General features: G+C 65.1%; 15 protein-coding genes. 4 read left to right on the top strand and 11 right to left on the bottom strand.

Annotation, left to right across the window (positions count from 1 at the left end):
* The first annotated feature begins 126 nt into the window (after positions 1-126).
* Positions 127-738, top strand: coding sequence for an oligoribonuclease (gene orn, locus FVF58_RS31045; protein ID WP_149673595.1), 612 nt, complete (start codon positions 127-129; stop codon positions 736-738).
* Between the two features lie 3 nt (positions 739-741).
* Here the strand turns inward: orn and mog are convergent, their stop codons facing one another.
* Both mog and yjgA read right to left on the bottom strand, forming a co-directional pair.
* Entirely contained in the window at positions 742-1,395 is a 654-nt protein-coding gene (mog, locus tag FVF58_RS31040) for a molybdopterin adenylyltransferase (RefSeq protein WP_149673594.1), read from the bottom strand.
* A complete protein-coding gene (gene yjgA / locus FVF58_RS31035; RefSeq protein WP_149673693.1) occupies positions 1,376-1,987 on the bottom strand; it encodes a ribosome biogenesis factor YjgA in 612 nt (203 codons plus the stop codon). Before yjgA ends, mog begins: the two co-directional genes overlap by 20 nt.
* Before the next feature lie 270 nt (positions 1,988-2,257).
* Here yjgA and pmbA point away from each other — a divergent pair, with 270 nt between their 5' ends.
* The gene (pmbA, locus tag FVF58_RS31030) at positions 2,258-3,628 is read left to right on the top strand and encodes a metalloprotease PmbA (RefSeq protein WP_149673593.1); all 1,371 of its coding nucleotides are present in this window, start codon (positions 2,258-2,260) and stop codon (positions 3,626-3,628) included.
* A 105-nt stretch (positions 3,629-3,733) separates the two neighbouring features.
* Here pmbA and FVF58_RS31025 read toward each other — a convergent pair whose 3' ends face one another.
* The 9 genes from FVF58_RS31025 to FVF58_RS30985 all read right to left on the bottom strand — a co-directional run bounded on the left by FVF58_RS31025 (position 3,734) and on the right by FVF58_RS30985 (position 12,245).
* On the bottom strand, positions 3,734-4,234 hold the full coding sequence (locus FVF58_RS31025) for a dihydrofolate reductase (RefSeq protein ID WP_149673592.1): 501 nt from the start codon (positions 4,232-4,234) through the stop codon (positions 3,734-3,736).
* Positions 4,235-4,324: 90 nt separating this feature from the next.
* Entirely contained in the window at positions 4,325-5,887 is a 1,563-nt protein-coding gene (locus FVF58_RS31020; RefSeq protein ID WP_149673591.1) for a sigma-54-dependent transcriptional regulator, read from the bottom strand.
* A gap of 24 nt (positions 5,888-5,911) precedes the next feature.
* Complete coding sequence (locus tag FVF58_RS31015; protein WP_246217247.1) at positions 5,912-7,354, bottom strand: hypothetical protein; 1,443 nt, start codon at positions 7,352-7,354, stop codon at positions 5,912-5,914.
* 111 nt (positions 7,355-7,465) lie between these two features.
* A complete protein-coding gene (locus tag FVF58_RS31010; RefSeq protein WP_149673590.1) occupies positions 7,466-8,278 on the bottom strand; it encodes a peptidase C39 in 813 nt (270 codons plus the stop codon).
* A 7-nt stretch (positions 8,279-8,285) separates the two neighbouring features.
* Entirely contained in the window at positions 8,286-8,999 is a 714-nt protein-coding gene (locus FVF58_RS31005) for a C39 family peptidase (RefSeq protein ID WP_149673589.1), read from the bottom strand.
* Positions 9,000-9,104: 105 nt separating this feature from the next.
* The gene (locus FVF58_RS31000; RefSeq protein WP_149673588.1) at positions 9,105-10,496 is read right to left on the bottom strand and encodes a hypothetical protein; all 1,392 of its coding nucleotides are present in this window, start codon (positions 10,494-10,496) and stop codon (positions 9,105-9,107) included.
* A 26-nt stretch (positions 10,497-10,522) separates the two neighbouring features.
* Positions 10,523-11,149: a hypothetical protein gene (locus FVF58_RS30995; RefSeq protein ID WP_188130971.1), complete on the bottom strand. Its 627-nt coding sequence runs from the start codon at positions 11,147-11,149 to the stop codon at positions 10,523-10,525.
* Positions 11,146-11,685 (bottom strand): hypothetical protein, encoded by a 540-nt coding sequence (locus FVF58_RS30990; protein ID WP_149673587.1) that lies wholly within the window; start codon positions 11,683-11,685, stop codon positions 11,146-11,148. The genes FVF58_RS30995 and FVF58_RS30990 overlap by 4 nt, the downstream gene beginning before the upstream one ends.
* Before the next feature lie 83 nt (positions 11,686-11,768).
* A complete protein-coding gene (locus tag FVF58_RS30985) occupies positions 11,769-12,245 on the bottom strand; it encodes a hypothetical protein (protein WP_149673586.1) in 477 nt (158 codons plus the stop codon).
* A gap of 534 nt (positions 12,246-12,779) precedes the next feature.
* Between FVF58_RS30985 and FVF58_RS30980 the strand changes: the two genes are divergently transcribed.
* Positions 12,780-14,174 (top strand): sigma-54 dependent transcriptional regulator, encoded by a 1,395-nt coding sequence (locus tag FVF58_RS30980; RefSeq protein WP_149673585.1) that lies wholly within the window; start codon positions 12,780-12,782, stop codon positions 14,172-14,174.
* Positions 14,175-14,538: 364 nt separating this feature from the next.
* Complete coding sequence (locus FVF58_RS30975; protein ID WP_149673584.1) at positions 14,539-15,510, top strand: thymidylate synthase; 972 nt, start codon at positions 14,539-14,541, stop codon at positions 15,508-15,510.
* Positions 15,511-15,635 lie beyond the last annotated feature (125 nt).

The following is a 15,635-nucleotide window of genomic DNA, read 5'->3' as shown; positions in this document are numbered from 1 at the left end:
GGGGCGACGTGGTCAAACCGGCTGAAACCGGCTCCAGCCAACCGCTCAAACCAATCTCAAACGAACAATCGCCGTGGCAAGCGCGCTTGCACAGAAGCCGCCGGCCGGGCCATCAGGGTTGCCTTCATGACTGACATCCTCGCATCCACCGAACAGCCGCCGCTCGTGCGCAGCGACATGAATCTCGTCTGGCTGGACATGGAAATGACCGGGCTCGAGCCCGACTCCGACCGCATCATCGAAATCGCGGTGGTGGTGACGAATTCGACGCTCGACAGGATGGTCGAAGGTCCGGTGCTGGCGATTCACCAGAGCGACGAAACGCTCGCCAAGATGGATCAGTGGAATCAGAACACGCATGGCCGTTCGGGGCTGATCGACCGCGTGAAGGTATCCACGGTCAGCGAGGCCGATGCCACCGAGCTGATCCGCGATTTCCTCGCACAGTACGTGCCGCCCGGCAAGTCGCCGATGTGCGGCAACTCGATCTGTCAGGACCGCCGCTTCATGGCGCGCTGGATGCCGGATCTGGAGGGCTTCTTCCACTACCGCAACCTCGACGTCAGCACGCTCAAGGAACTGTGCCGCCGCTGGCAGCCGGCCATCTACAAGGGTTTCCAGAAGCGCGCGATGCACACCGCGCTGGCCGACATCCACGAATCGATCGACGAACTGAAGTACTACCGCGAGCACTTCCTGATTCCGTCGGCGCCGGACGCGCCCGCCAGCGCCGAATAAGCGCTAGGCCGGCCGGGGAGCGCGCACCGCGTTCTTCGGCCGGAACGCCTTCACCACGTCGGCATTCGTTTCCACATACGGGCCGCCGATCAGGTCGATGCAGTAAGGCACCGCCGCGAAAATGCCCGGCACCTTCACCGCGCCGGCCGTGCCGCCTGCCTCCGTATCGCGCAAGCCCTCCAGCGTTTCCCTGATCGACTTCGGCTGACCCGGCAAATTGATGATCAGCGCCGCGTGATCCGCCGTTTCGCGGATCACCGCCACCTGGCGCGACAGGATCGCGGTCGGCACGAAATTCAGGCTGATCTGCCGCATCTGCTCGCCGAAACCGGGCATCTCCTTCGTCGCGACCGCAAGCGTCGCCTCAGGCGTCACGTCGCGGCGCGACGGGCCGGTGCCGCCGGTGGTCAGCACCAGATCGCAGCCGGCTTCGTCGACCAGTTCGATGAGCGTCGCGGAAATGGTCGGCACGTCGTCCTGAATCAGCCGGGTGAGCACCTGAAACGGCGAGATCAATGCCGCGCCCAGCCACTCCTGCAAGGCCGGAATGCCCTTGTCCTCGTACACGCCGCTCGACGCGCGGTCGCTGATCGACACGAGGCCGATCACGATCTCGTCCGGGTGCCGGCGAATGGGCTTACTCGTCGCGCTCGTCATCGTCGTCTTCCGGGGCGTCGTCGGCGTCGGAATCGCTCTGCGCGGACGGGCCGTCCGCGTTCTTGATCCACTGGAACAGTTCGCGGAAATAGCGCGGCGGCTTGCTCTGCTGCGCTTCCTTGCGGGCGTTGCGGATCAGCGTGCGGCCCTCCTGGGGGTCGGCATTCGGGTGCTGGCGGATGAACTCGGTCAGTGCGGCGTCGTCGGCGAGCAGTTTCTCGCGGGTGCGCTCGATCCAGTGGAGCTTGGCCGTTTCCGCCTTGTTGACGCCGTTGTAGGTGTCGAGCGCGGTGCGCAGCGCGGCGGTTTCCTCGTCGAGCAGCGAGCGCATCACGCGGCCTACGTATTGCACCTGGCGGCGCTTGCCTTCGTGGTCGGTGATGCGGCGCGCTTCGCGCACGGCGTCGTCGAGCTTTTCGGGCATCGGCATGCGCTTGAGCGCGTCTTTGGGCAGCGCGATCAGCGCCGCGCCCAGCTCCTGCAGCTCGTGCATTTCGCGCTTGAGCTGGGACTTGCTGGGGCGGTCGTAGCCGTTTTCGTCGACTTCCGGCGCGGCGGATTCGATGGGTTGAATGCGGGTTTTGCGTGTCATGCCGGTATTGTAGCGTGCCGCGCCCGCCACACCCGCGCTGGCGGCGCGCACGAGGGCTTGGGCGTGGGGAAGCGCTTCACGCGGGGCAACCCCCGGACAGCCAGCCGGCAACCCGCGGCGACGCACGCGAGCCTCAGCGATTGCCAGGTACAGCGGCGCGTACCTTGCTATGATCGCGGGATGCGTAAACCATCACGCACGTGCGCGGGCATGAGCGCGGCATGTGCGAACACCCAGGGCCGCTCGGCCCCGAACAGGACGGCAACGACAATGGCAGCAGACATGGACGTCAAGCAGCGCTTTTTTCCGCATACCCAGGATGAACTGAAGGAAATCGCCTCGGACATCCTTCGTCACGCGAAGTCGCTCGGCGGCACCGACGCGGCAACCGAAATCTCCGAGGGCGACGGCCTGTCCGTCTCCGTGCGGCGCGGCGAAGTCGAGACGATCGAACACAATCGCGACAAGATGGTCGGCGTGACGGTGTTCATTGGCAACAAGCGCGGCAATGCGAGCACCTCGGACTTTTCGTCGCAGGCGCTGAAGGACACGGTCGCGGCGGCCTACAACATCGCGCGCTTCACCGCCGAAGACGACTGCGCCGGCCTTGCCGAAGCCGAGCTGCTGGAAACCGCGCCGCGCGATCTCGATCTCTATCACCCGTGGAATCTGTCCGCCGACGAAGCGGTCGAAATCGCCCGCCGCTCGGAAGATGCCGCGTTCGCGACCGATCCGCAGATCAAGAATTCGGAAGGCGCGAGCGTGTCGGCGCAGCACTCGCAGTTCGTGCTGGCCACCTCGCGCGGCTTCCTCGCGGGCTATCCGTATTCGCGCCACTACATCGCGTGCGCGCCGATCGCCGGTAGCGGCCGCAACATGCAGCGCGACGACTGGTACACGTCGACCCGCAGCGCGTCGGAACTGGCCGACCCGGAAGCGGTGGGCCGCTACGCGGCGCAACGCGCGCTCGCGCGCATCGGCGCGCACGGTCTCGATACGCGCAAGGTGCCGGTGCTGTTCGAAGCGCCGCTCGCCGCCGGGCTGCTCGGCGCGTTCGTGCAGGCCACGAGCGGCGGCGCGCTGTATCGCAAGACCTCGTTCCTCGTCGATAGTCTCGGCAAGCCGGTGTTCGCGCCGCACGTGCAGATCGTCGAAGATCCGCATGTGGTCCGCGCAATGGGCAGCGCGCCGTTCGACGAAGAAGGCGTGCGCACCCGGCAGCGCTCGGTGGTGAAGGACGGCGTGGTGGAAGGCTACTTCCTGTCCACCTATTCGGCGCGCAAGCTCGGCATGCAGACCACCGGCAACGCGGGCGGCTCGCACAACCTGTCGTTGCGCAGCACGAACACGCGCCCGGAAGACGACTTCGAAGCGATGCTGAAGAAGCTCGGCACTGGCCTCTTGCTGACCGAACTGATGGGGCAGGGCGTGAACTACGTGACGGGCGACTATTCGCGCGGCGCGTCGGGTTTCTGGGTCGAGAACGGCAAGATCCAGTATCCGGTCGAGGAGATCACGGTGGCGAGCACGCTGCAGGAGATGTTCCGCCATATCGTCGCGATCGGCGCGGATACGATCACGCGCGGCACCAAACAGACCGGCTCGGTGCTGATCGAACGGATGACGATCGCGGGGCAGTAAGCGGTTGGGGCTGCGTCCCGGCGGCGCAGAAAGCGGAAACGCCACGCAAAATCTGCGTGGCGTTTTTTATTGCGCGCGACGCGTAACGAGTTAAGTGTCGCGCTTTCAGGCGCTCTTGCGCTTGTACGTGACGAACGCGTAGTCGAAGTCGTTCGGCGCGTGCGCACGATGCGTCTCGTGCGCAACTTCTTCCCACTCGTTGTCATCGAGCTTGGGGAACGTGACATCGCCGTCGAAGTCCGCGGAAATCTCGGTGATGATCAGCTTGTCCGCGAGGCGCAGCCCTTCCACGTACAATTGCGCGCCGCCGATCAGAAACGCTTCCGGCGCCTGGTCCTGACCGGCGAGCCGCAGCGCGTCCTCGAGGGTCGTGGCAGAGTCGCAGCCCTGAAAGCGGCGCGCCGCATCCCGCGTCACGACGATGTTGCGGCGTCCCGGCAACGGCCGGCCGATCGATTCATGCGTCTTGCGGCCCATGATGATGGGCGCGCCCATCGTGGTGCGCTTGAAGAACGCGAGGTCTTCGGGCAGTCGCCAGGGCAACTGGTTGTCGCGGCCGATCACGCCGTTGTTGGCGCGAGCGACGATCAGGGTGAGCGTCGTCATCGAATGGAAAGGGGAACGTAACCGGACCAATTCTACCTGACGCGCCGGCGCGGGCCGCCGCGCGGCCCCTCGGGTCATGCGCCGGCAGCGTCATTCGTGCGGCGGATCGTCGGCGGCGAATGGCGCTTTCGCGTCGGCGCCGCTCAGTTCGCGCAGGCCGTGCAGACCCATCAGACGGTACAGCGTGACGCGCGAAATATTCAGATCCACCGCCGCCTCGTTCAGCCGATGCCGGTGCCGCAGCAATGCCGCCTCGATCGCGCGCTTCTCGGCGGCTTCGCGGGCTTGCGTCAGCGTCATGGTCTGCTGCTCGGTGAATTGCGCGAGGTCGAGGTCGTCGGCGGAAATCAGCTTGTTCTCGGCCATCACGATCGCGCGGCGCACGCGATTGATCAGCTCGCGCACATTGCCGGGCCAGTTGTAGTTGTACAGCGCCTCGATCGCGGACGGCGTGAAGCCGCGGATCTTACGCGCGCTGTCGGCCTGGAACTTGTGCAGAATGTGATTCGCGAGAATCTCGATGTCCTTGCCGCGCGCGCGCAGCGGCGGCTCGTCCACGCGCAGCACGCACAGCCGGTGAAACAGGTCGGCCCGAAAGCGCCCGTCGCGCATCGCCTCTTCCAGGTCGACGTGGGTGGCGGAAATGATCCGCACGTCGACCGGAATCGATTCGCGCCCGCCGAGCCGCTCGATCTTGCCTTCCTGCAGAAAGCGCAGCAGGCCCGCCTGGCTTTCGAGCGGCAGATCGCCGATTTCGTCGAGCAGCAGCGTGCCGCCGCCGGCGGCTTCGACCCGGCCGATCTTGCGCTGATTGGCGCCCGTGAACGCACCACGCTCGTAGCCGAATAGTTCGGACTGCAGCAGATGATGGGGGATCGCCCCGCAATTGATCGCCATGAACGGCGCCTTGCGGCGCGGCGAGCGTTCGTGAATCGCGAGCGCGGTCAGCTCCTTGCCGGTGCCCGACTCGCCGGCGATGAACACGCTCGCGTCGGTGTTCGCCACCTTGCGGATGGTGCGAAAGAGCTGCTGCATCGCCTCGCAGGTGCCGACCATCTCGTCGTCGCCCGACTCGCCGACGGGCGGCGCGAGTTCCGGCTCGCACAGCGTGACCATGCCGAACGCGTGGCCGACCAGGTAATCGACCGTCGCGTTCGCCACCGGCATCTTCACGAAGTCGAAACAGTAATGGCGCACGAGCCGCCGCGCGAGCGGATCGTTGAGCCGCTCGCCGGTGGCGAGCGCGATCCAGCCGACCTGCTGCTGGCGCAAACTCGCTTCGAGCCCGGCCAGCTCACGCGGCGCGAAGCTCGCCAGATCGACGATGCCGGCGCAGGCCGCGTCGGGCTTCACAAGCCGGCCGAGTTCGTGCGCTGAGCGCGCCGTGGCGACCTGCCAGCCGCGACTCTTCAGATGCGCGACGAGCGTTTCGTCCAGCGTGCGCGCGACGTAAAGCAGCGGGCGTTCGCGCTGGCAACGCGGTGCGGCCGTGGCCGCCGCGCCGGCGTCGGCCACGGACAAGGCGGCCGGCATTCGGCTCGCCGGCACGTCGACGGGCTGCGTCGCGGCTATCTCCTTCGGCCGCGCAAGCGACAAATGCGATCCCGCTCCCGCCACCGGAGCAACACTGGTCAGATGAGGTGATTCACGCACAGTCGACCTCGCATCGTTGGCACGTCAGAAGGTATAGGGAAACCGCACGCCGACCACGAAGTTCGGCGCATCGGGCGTGAGCCCGATGGACACCGCGCCGTTGATGGTCAGGTTCTTGTTCACAACGTGGTTCAAGCCAAAATTCATCGCTGCGGCCGTGGTTTCGCTGCCCGGCACCTTCTCGTAGGAGCCGCCCGGCGCACGGGTCTTCGATTCGGGTTCGAGCGCCATCGTGAACGACACGCTGGCCGAATCCTTGTCGGAGAACGCCAGCGCCACGCCGCCACCGAACTGCACGATGTCGCCGAGTTTGACCGTCGCCGGCTGGGTTTGCCCCTGCACCGACGAGATATCCGCGAACGAGCGCGCGATGTTGTAGGTGTACGAAACACTACCGAACAGCACCACCGGGTCATAGGTCTTCAACACCGAGACGCCGGCCGTCACGTTCCAGAAGCCGGTGCCGGTGGGCAGCTTGGTCGGCGCGACCAGATTGGTGTTGTCGGGCTCGATCTGCACCACCTTCTCGCCGAACGGCGAAGTGCCGGTCGGCGCCTTGAAGCGCAGGCTGCCGACGATGTCCGGCAGGCTGTAGGTCTCCTTGAGGAACTGGTAATAGATCCCGAAGTTGACGTCGCCCAGCGCGCTGCTGCTCACCGTCGCGTCCGACATCGTGCTCGCCGCGCCGCCCGCGCCGCCGACGATGAAATTGCTGCGCCGGTACACGTAGGGCACGTCGACGTCGACGCTGATGCGGTCGGTCAGGCCGTAGCGCGTGTCGAGATCGGCCATCAACTGGTGCGACTTGGTCTCACCCAGGTTGATGTTGCCGAGGAAAATCGCGTCGAGCGCGAGGAAGCCGGACAACTGCAACTGGCGCCGGTCGTAGTATGTGTCGCTGAGGCCGAAGTCCATCGTCAGCTTGTGATCGAAGAGCGGCGCGTGTTCGCGTTGCACGACCGCCTGCTCGGCCTGCGTGCGCACCGGTTCGGCGGCCCGCTGGGTCTGGCCGATGGCGCCGCTGCCGTCGGTGGCGGCCGGCAGGCCGCCCGCGCTGCCGCCTTCGGGCGGCGGCGGCAACACGGGCACGCCGGTCGCCGTGCCCGTGTTGCCGCCGGGCGCGGGCGTGCTCGGGTTGAGCTGCGCGAGCGGCGGCAGCGGCAGCGGCACCGGCAAGCCGTCGGCGCCGGGCTGATCGGCCACGCTCTGGTTGCCGGCCGGCGCGCCGGCGCCCGGCACGCCGCGGCCGCGCTGCGCCATTTCCAGGTTGGTGACCTGGCGTTCGAGTGAATGGATCTGCCGCTGCTGTTCGTCGACGATCCGCATCAACGTGTTCAAACGTTCTTCTACGGACTGTCCGGCGAGCGCCTGCGCGTTCGCTGCTTGTGAAAGGGCCAAGAGCATGACGGCGGCCGGAATGGCCGCCAGTGCCATGTGCGGCACCTTGGTCAATGAAAGACTTTTCATTTTTGATCCCCCGGTGTTTCCGGCCGCGCATCGCCCATCCCCTGACGGCGCGTGGCCTTTCTTTGCTGCTGTGCTGCTGTGCTGCTCGATGGCGGGTGGCGGCCCGCCTGTTCATCTCCTGTTTTGCAGAGCTTGTAGTACGCCTAACTGACGGATCATCGAGGTCGGCATCTGCTGGGTCTGCAGATGCAACTGCAATGCGTTGGCGACTTGCTGGTTATTGCCTGCAATCTGCAGCAACTGGGCGATCTGCCCGTTGCCTGGCGCGATGGTCTGGGTGGCGAGCCCAGCCGGAGTCTGCAGCGCGACGCGCACGCCGTCGCTGCCGAACGTAATGCCGGCTTTGACGGAGCCGGTCGAGTTGCTGGCCGCTGCTGACGGTGCGTTGGCGGCGCCCGCCAGCGTCACGGCGCTATTGTTGAAGTCGATCAGCGCGGAGTTCGCGCCGCTGTTGCGATCACCGCCCACCTGGGTGACCTGTGAAACCCCGTTGACCGCAATGCTTTGTCCGCCGTTGACCCGAGCATTGGGATTGGCCCCGGAGTTGGCTGCGTTGCCGCCGGGGCCGCCGCCCGTCACGCTCGCAAGCGTGCTGACGGAGGTGGAGATCTGACCGGCCGTGTTCTGCACCGCGGCGAGCGTGCCCTGGGCGAGGGCGGTCACGCCGTTGGGCAATTGCCATTGCGACAGAACATTCAGAACGAAGCCGGAAATCATCGAAGCGCCGGCATATTTGCCGGTCTGATTGGCAAGGACATCATCGCCGACTATCTGCACCTTGAGGGCCGCGGAGTCGGCGTCGTGTGAAGCGGGAAACTCGGGCACCGGTGGCGAGCCGGCGCCTTGTGACGCATGGGCGCTGCCGGTTGCGCCGCACGTGATGGCGCAGAGGGCAAGGCCGAGCTGGGTGAGGTATTGCTTCATGGTTGGGTCAGAACATGTCTGCCTTGTTCAAGCCGTAGTCGACAAAAGGAGTCGCAGCCGTGCCGTTGGCCAGCGCGCTGGCGCGCAGCTTCAGCGCGAGCGACTCGTTGTCCTGCAACAGCGGTGAGTCCTCCCTGAATGGTTTGCCGAGGACCGCGAACACGAGACCGTTCCAGGTCTTCGCAAAGTCCTCTTCGAGCACGATGCGATTGCCGAGCGCCGGGTCCGCGATGAACACGCGGCCGTCCTGCGCATGCTTGACGATCACGAAATGCTCGTACCCGTCGATGTTCATCAGAACCATCACGGGAATCTGCAAATGGTGGAGAGCGTCGGTGTTCACGCGAAAGCCGCGGCCGCGCAAACCGATGGTCTCGACGAACTTCTTCATGTCGAGCATCGAGAAGCCGTTCTGGACAACGACGTCGGGCGTCGAGAAAACCATCATCCGGCGGATCAGTTCGGTCTCCGGAATGTCGATGCCGTAGCCGAATTTGAGGAGGGTGGCGAGCGCCGCCGCGCCGCAGCTGAAGTCGAACTGCTGATTGACGATGTGGCTGTAACGGATGTCCTTCATCGAACGAACCGTCTTCGTCAACGGCACGCCCGCCAATCTGGACGTGTCGATGCTCGACTGTGCGTAACTGTGGTCCACGCACAACATGCAGCCTGCCAGCGCTACGGCGAGCTGTAGCGCCGGGAACCCCTTGAACCCGTACATGCTGGTCTCCCGCGGTGTACGCGCCGGCCGCTGCGATCGCTGCCGGCGCGTCCTCCCTTACTGCTTTCTTGCTTCTTCTGACTGCCCTCGGTCGGTGCCGCCGGCTTATTTGCCGCTGTTCAGCGCCGCGATAGCGAGGCCGTTGTGCTGCAGGTTGCCCGCGCCGCCCGCGATGTTCACGCCGATGTTGCCGGACGCGCCGGCGAGCGAGTTGGCGCCCAGCATCGCGGTGCCCTGGAATTGACCCACCACCGTCATCGCGGCGGTTTGCGAGTTGTCATCCGTGGCGACCATCGCGGTGGTCAACGCTTTGCCCGGCTTGGTCGTCGTCACTGCGCCGGCGAGGCTGTTGTTCTGCACGTTGCCGATACCCGAGGCGACGTTCACCCCGACATTGCCCGTCACCCCCGACAGCGAGCCATCCCCGATCGACGCGTTCAGATTGAAGTTGTTGATCTGGGCGGTGCCGCTCGACGCTTGCGTGTTGAACACCTGCGCGTTGCCGAACACATTGCCGACGTCCACCGACGCGAGCGACACGTCGTTGCTCTGCGCGTTGCTGATGCCTTCCGCGATGTTGATGCCGAGGTTGCCCGACACACCGTTGGCCGCGTTGTTGCCAGTGGTGGCGTTCAGCGTGCCGGCCGCCTGGTTGTTGTAGTACTGGGTGACCGTCCCGGTGGTCCTTACGTCGGTCGTGGCCAGACTGGCGTCGATACCGAAGGCTGCGCCGTAGACGTCGGTGGACGACGAGCGGGTCGCCCTGTAGCCGGACGAATGTTCGCCGACCGCCGCGAAGCCCGAGCCTTGGTTCGCGCGGAAGCCCCACACGCGGCCCTGGCCGGACGCTTCCGTGGCTTCGAAGCCGCCGGCGAGGCTCGACGTGTTGGCGTAGCTGGACTGGTTGTAGCCGGCACGCAGGCCGCCACCGGCGCTGAACGAACCGCTGCCGTGCGACGGCGTGTTGTGGACCTGATAGTTGTAGCCGCCGCCGATCGAGCCGCCGGCCGAGATATGGCCGCCGGAGTTGGAGCTGGTGTGGCTGACGCTGCCTGCGATGCCGGCGGCCTGCTGGCTGGTTTCATAGCCGCCACCCGCCACCGACGAGCTCTGATTGCCATACGCATAGCCGCCCGATGCCTGGAAGCCTTGCGAGCTCGAGGTCATCGACGAATGGCTTTGCGTCAGCACGGCGAAAGCCGCGCCGCTGCCTTTGACCGAGATCGCGCGGTTGTTGTAGGTGGTCGCCACGCTGCCGCTCATGTAGTTCTGCGCTGGCGCGACGAGCGATGCGTTCACGTTGACCGACTGGTTGTTGTTGACCACTGCGCCGGCCGTGCTGGACACGTGCACGCAACCATACAGTCCGACCATGCCTTCGACGCCGATTGCGTCGCCGATCAGCGTGGTGTTGAACAGATAGGCCTTTGGCGGTGCGGCTAGCACGCTGCCGGATGCGGCGGCGAGAACGGCTGCGGCAATAAGAGTGCGCTTCATGATTCGCTCCGATACTTTAAATGTGGTCAGTTAAAAAAAGTGCCCGCCGGGGGACGGAGCACAAAACTGTTTGCCGTGGCATTACCGGCGCCGGCTGTCTGGTTGATCTGCACGATCCCGCTGACGTTCTTGAAGGCATCGCTCGATATGCTTGCCTCGCGTACGCCATGAACCCCGATGGATTGACCCAGACCGCCGTTTTTCGGGGCCGTCGCGGATAGCTCCCCATCCGAGACGGTCTCGACTCCGAGCGCCGCAGTTCCCAACTGGGTGCTATTGCGCTGCAGATTCCCTGCTCCGGCGGACTGGTTCACCAGCACCGCGCCGGAAGTATTCGAAAAAGCATTGGCTTCGATCGACGCCCGCGCCGCCGTGACCCGCGCGGCCACCGACGCGCTTTGCACACTGGCGTTCTCATTGCCCACCGCGCCGCCGTTCGTGATCGTGATCTGATTGGCCTGCGCGTTGTCGAGACCGGCTGTCTGGTTGACCGTGAACGCGCCGGTTACGCCGGCGCCCGCGCCGCTGGCGATGGTCGAGCCGGCGCTGATGGCCGGCACCGCTTGCGCTTGCGCGTGGCTCGCCAGGAGCGCCGCGCCGCTTAGGCACACGCACAGCGCCGCGTGCATCGAAGTGACTCGGAGCGGGCTCATTTCAGACCTCCGAGCGCGCCGCCCAGTACATTCGACAGCGGCGCGAGTGCGCCCGTCACCGACGAGCTGATGGCGCCGCCGATGCCCGCCGTCGGCCCGCCGATGCCGCCGGCATTGAGCGCGATGTTGTTGCCGGTCGCCTTGCCGCTCAGGATCTGCGCGACCGCCTGCATGCCGGTGCCGCCGGGCACGCCGCCCGCGGCCACACCGCTCGATCCGTGCGCGTTCGTCAGATCGGAGTCGCCCACGAGTTGCGCGATGGCCGGATTGAACGAGTTGGCGGGGAAAGTGGTGGCGCGCACCGCGACCGGGTCCTGGTCGCGCGGCACGGGGACGAAGGCGTCGCGCGGCGTGACCGTGCGCTCGACGACGATGTCGCCCGGATTGACGACCTGCTGTGCGGCCGCGCTGTCGGCAAAGCATGTGGTGAACAGGACGAGAACGCTTGCGAGGGCCGCCGGGAGTCCCGTGAGGGCGACGGGTGGTGACGCCGCCGGCGAGCTGTGCGCGCGCGGCGTCCCTATGGAGGTAGTCATGGTTCGGTCCTTTCTTTTTGTGTTCCCGGCGCGCGGTGTTTTCGTTTCTGCGCTGCCGCTGTTGCATCGCAAATTTGTTCGCTCTACTTTCTCTGGTACGTGGCGACGTTGCCTTGGGCGGCGCGCGCGGCGTCGACCGGGATTGGCAACGGCGGGGGCGGAGCGATCTCGTCCCACAGCGTCACGTGCCCGCCGCTGCTGCCGCGCATTAGCTGCGGTGTCGCGGCGACCATCAACATGCCGACCGCGCCGCCGCGTTGGCGCGCCAGCACCTGGTCGTCGAGAGAAATATCGTTCACGGATGCAGCATCGGCGGGCGCGCCCGGCGCATCGCTCGCGAGCTGGCCGAATTCTTTAGCCGCGCCGGGCGTCGCATCCGACGAGGCTGCGGCGACGCTGTCGCCTTCGGGGCTGGTCCCGGCGAGATCCGCCAGCGTGGCGGATCGAGTCTGTAGGGACTGGGCATGGACCTCGGCGGGCAGCACGATCAGGGCGATCGCCGCGCACAGGGCCGCGCAGGCAGCGACGCCGATTTGGTCGATGCGGGGAGCGAGTCGCATGATGGGTCTCCTTGGTGCATGGCATTTAGCGAAACGTGTGCCATCGCTCGCAATCCGTTGATGCGTATGGATGCGATCTACATACCAGGGAGCGTTATTCGACAAATCGGAGAAAAACGTTTCAGCGCTGAAACGGTAGGCACAAAATACCTGTAATTCGTTAATCGGGCGCGTACAAACTACCTTCGGGTGACGCCAGGAAAAGCGCTTCCACTAATGTTTTATTCGTCGGCTGAATAAATGCTTATCCACCGCCGAGCCTTGGTGGTAAAGGACTCCGTGATTAAATTCGTATAAATGTTTTCGAAGCGGCTGACGTATAGTAAGCTCTCGAAAACAGCTTCACATTTAAAAAAGGCCGCTATCAGGCCGTCTCAAACACACACGCCGCTTTCTTGGGGATCAGCTGTCCGCACGGAATGGAATGGCCGTTCGGGTTTTGCTATTCGCGAATCCCGAATGAGTCAGCGTGTCTGAATTGCAGTTCAGGTGCGTGCGTCATCCTTAACGTTCGTTGACGAGAGGATCTGAATAATGGAACCCGCAACGCGGCAACTGATTTACGTTTCACGCGATCCGAGCGCGGAGTTGAATACCAGGTTTCATCAGCGCGGCTGGCATGTCGAAGTCGTGGGTTCGGCACGCGACGCGCGCCGGGCGGTTCGCGCCGGAACGGCGGCGGGCGGCCTGCTCGATCTCTCCAGCGATTTCCAGCCGCACGAAATCGCCGCTTTCGAGTCCTGCCTGACCATGCCGAACGTCGGCTGGGTGGCAGCCACCACGCCTGGCCAGCTTCGTGACGCCGCTTTGCGCCGGCTCGTGCGCGACTATTGTTTCGACTACGTGACGGTGCCGTATTCGGGTGACCGCATCGTCGATTCCGTCGGGCACGCGTACGGCATGATCTCGCTGGGCGAGCCGGCTTCGAACGATGGCTCGCAAGGCGCCGAGGGCGAAATGGTCGGCTCGTGCGACGCGATGCTCGCGCTATTCCGCTCGATCCGCAAAGTGGCGATGACCGACGCGCCGGTGTTCATCTCGGGCGAATCGGGCACCGGCAAGGAACTGACGGCTGTCGCGATTCACGAACGCTCGGCGCGGCGCCATGCGCCTTTCGTGCCGATCAACTGCGGCGCGATTCCGCCGCATCTGTTGCAATCGGAACTGTTCGGGTATGAGCGCGGCGCGTTCACCGGTGCCAATCAGCGCAAGATCGGCCGGGTGGAAGCCGCCAACGGCGGCACGTTGTTTCTCGACGAAATCGGCGATCTGCCGCTCGAGAGCCAGGCGAGCCTGTTGCGCTTCCTGCAGGAGCGCAAGGTCGAGCGGCTGGGCGGCCACGGCGCGATCGACGTGGACGTGCGGATCATTTCGGCGACGCACGTCGACATGACCGCGGCGATGATCGAAGGGCGTTTTCGTTCCGACCTCTATCACCGGCTGTGCGTGCTGCAGATCGACGAGCCGCCGCTGCGCGCGCGCGGCAAGGACATCGAGCTGCTTGCGCGCCACATGCTGGAGCGTTTCAAGAAGGATGCGAGCCGCCGCTTGCGCGGCTTCGCGCCCGATGCAATCGCGGCGTTGCATAACTATGGCTGGCCGGGCAATGTGCGCGAGTTGATCAACCGGGTGCGGCGCGCAATCGTGATGTCCGAGGGACGTGCGATCACGGCACGCGATCTGGAGCTGGCGGAATATGTCGAGATCGTGCCGGTGTCGCTTGCGCAGGCGCGTGAGGCGGCCGAGCGTCAGGCGATCGAACTCGCGCTGTTGCGTCATCGCGGGCGGCTTGGCGACGCCGCGCAGGAACTGGGCATCTCGCGCGTGACGCTGTATCGGCTGCTGTGCTCGCATGGAATGCGGCATATGGAAGGCGAGCCGCTGTCCACGCCGCATGGTGATTTGCCGGCTTCGGTGCCGCATCTTTAGGCGGGTTGCGGGCATTTGCTGAGGCGGGGTGGGGCGGCGCTTGGGGCCTTTTTAGGGCTCATCAGGCGCGTTGGTCCTTACCCGCGGGCGGACACGGGCCTCGCCATGGCGTTTGACTGGCCTGGTGGGCCGCGCTAACTTCCGCGCTTCACGCGGACTCTTGCAACAAGAGCCGTCCTGGCCCGTCCGTCCCCGTCTGTCCATCGTCACACCTTTCTCTCAAGGCAACTTCTCCGGCGAAATTTTCTCCACTGCTTGCCGCGACAAGGCGTCGAGCTGCCGCGCTTGTTAAAATCGGGTTTTCCGCTCAATCCCCGTGGCACGCGCATTGACATTGCGCGGGCGCCGCGTCGAAGGAACCCGCATGAAACAATACCTGGACCTCGTTCGCACGATTCTCGACACCGGCACGTGGCAGGAGAATCGCACCGGCATCCGCACCATCAGCATGCCGGGCGCGATGTTGCGCTTCGATCTCCAGCAGGGGTTTCCCGCTGTCACGACGAAAAAGCTCGCGTTCAAGTCGGCAGTGGGCGAACTGGTCGGGTTTCTGCGCGCGTCGCGCAGCGCGGCGGATTTCCGCGACCTCGGCTGCAAGGTGTGGGATGCGAACGCCAACCAGAATCCGCAATGGCTTGCCAATCCGTACCGGCAGGGCCCGGACGATCTCGGCGACGTATACGGCGTGCAGTGGCGCCAGTGGCCGGCGTACAAGGTACTCGACGCCGGCGCGAGCGCGCAGCTTGCCGACGCCAGCGCGCGCGGCTTCCAGGTGGTGACCGGATTCGAAGAAGACGGCAGCCCTAAAGTGCTGCTCTACAAGGCAATCGACCAGTTGCGCCAGTGTCTCGATACGATCATGCAGAACCCCGCCGACCGGCGCATTCTGTTTCATGCCTGGAACCCGGCGGTATTGGATCAGATCGCGCTGCCGGCTTGCCACCTGCTTTATCAGTTTCTGCCGAACGTCGCGCGCCGCGAAATCTCGCTGTGTCTGTACATTCGCAGCAACGATGTCGGGCTCGGCACGCCGTTCAACCTGACCGAAGGCGCGGCGTTGCTGCACCTGGTCGGACGCCTGACGGGGTACACGCCGCGCTGGTTCACGTATTTCATCGGCGATGCGCACATCTACGAGAACCAGCTCGATATGTTGCAGCACCAGCTCACGCGTGAGCCTTATGAAAGCCCGACTCTGGCGATTTCGGATCGCGTGCCGGAGTACGCGAAAACCGGCGTGTATGAACCCGAGTGGCTGGAGAAGATTGAGCCTGCGGATTTTTCGCTGGTCGGTTATCGGCATCACGAGCCGCTGACCGCGCCTATGGCGATTTGAGCGTAAGCACCCGGGGAAGGCATCTTGACAAGGGCAATCGCTGAAACGATCAAGCCGTGGTCGGCGTCCAGCGATGAGGAAGCAGTTGCGTGATGTCGGCGGCACGGTGTGTCGGCAAGCGCGTC

The organism is Paraburkholderia panacisoli, assembly GCF_008369935.1.
Taxonomy (GTDB): Bacteria; Pseudomonadota; Gammaproteobacteria; order Burkholderiales; family Burkholderiaceae; genus Paraburkholderia; species Paraburkholderia panacisoli.
This window is presented reverse-complemented; position numbering and strand designations above follow the sequence as displayed.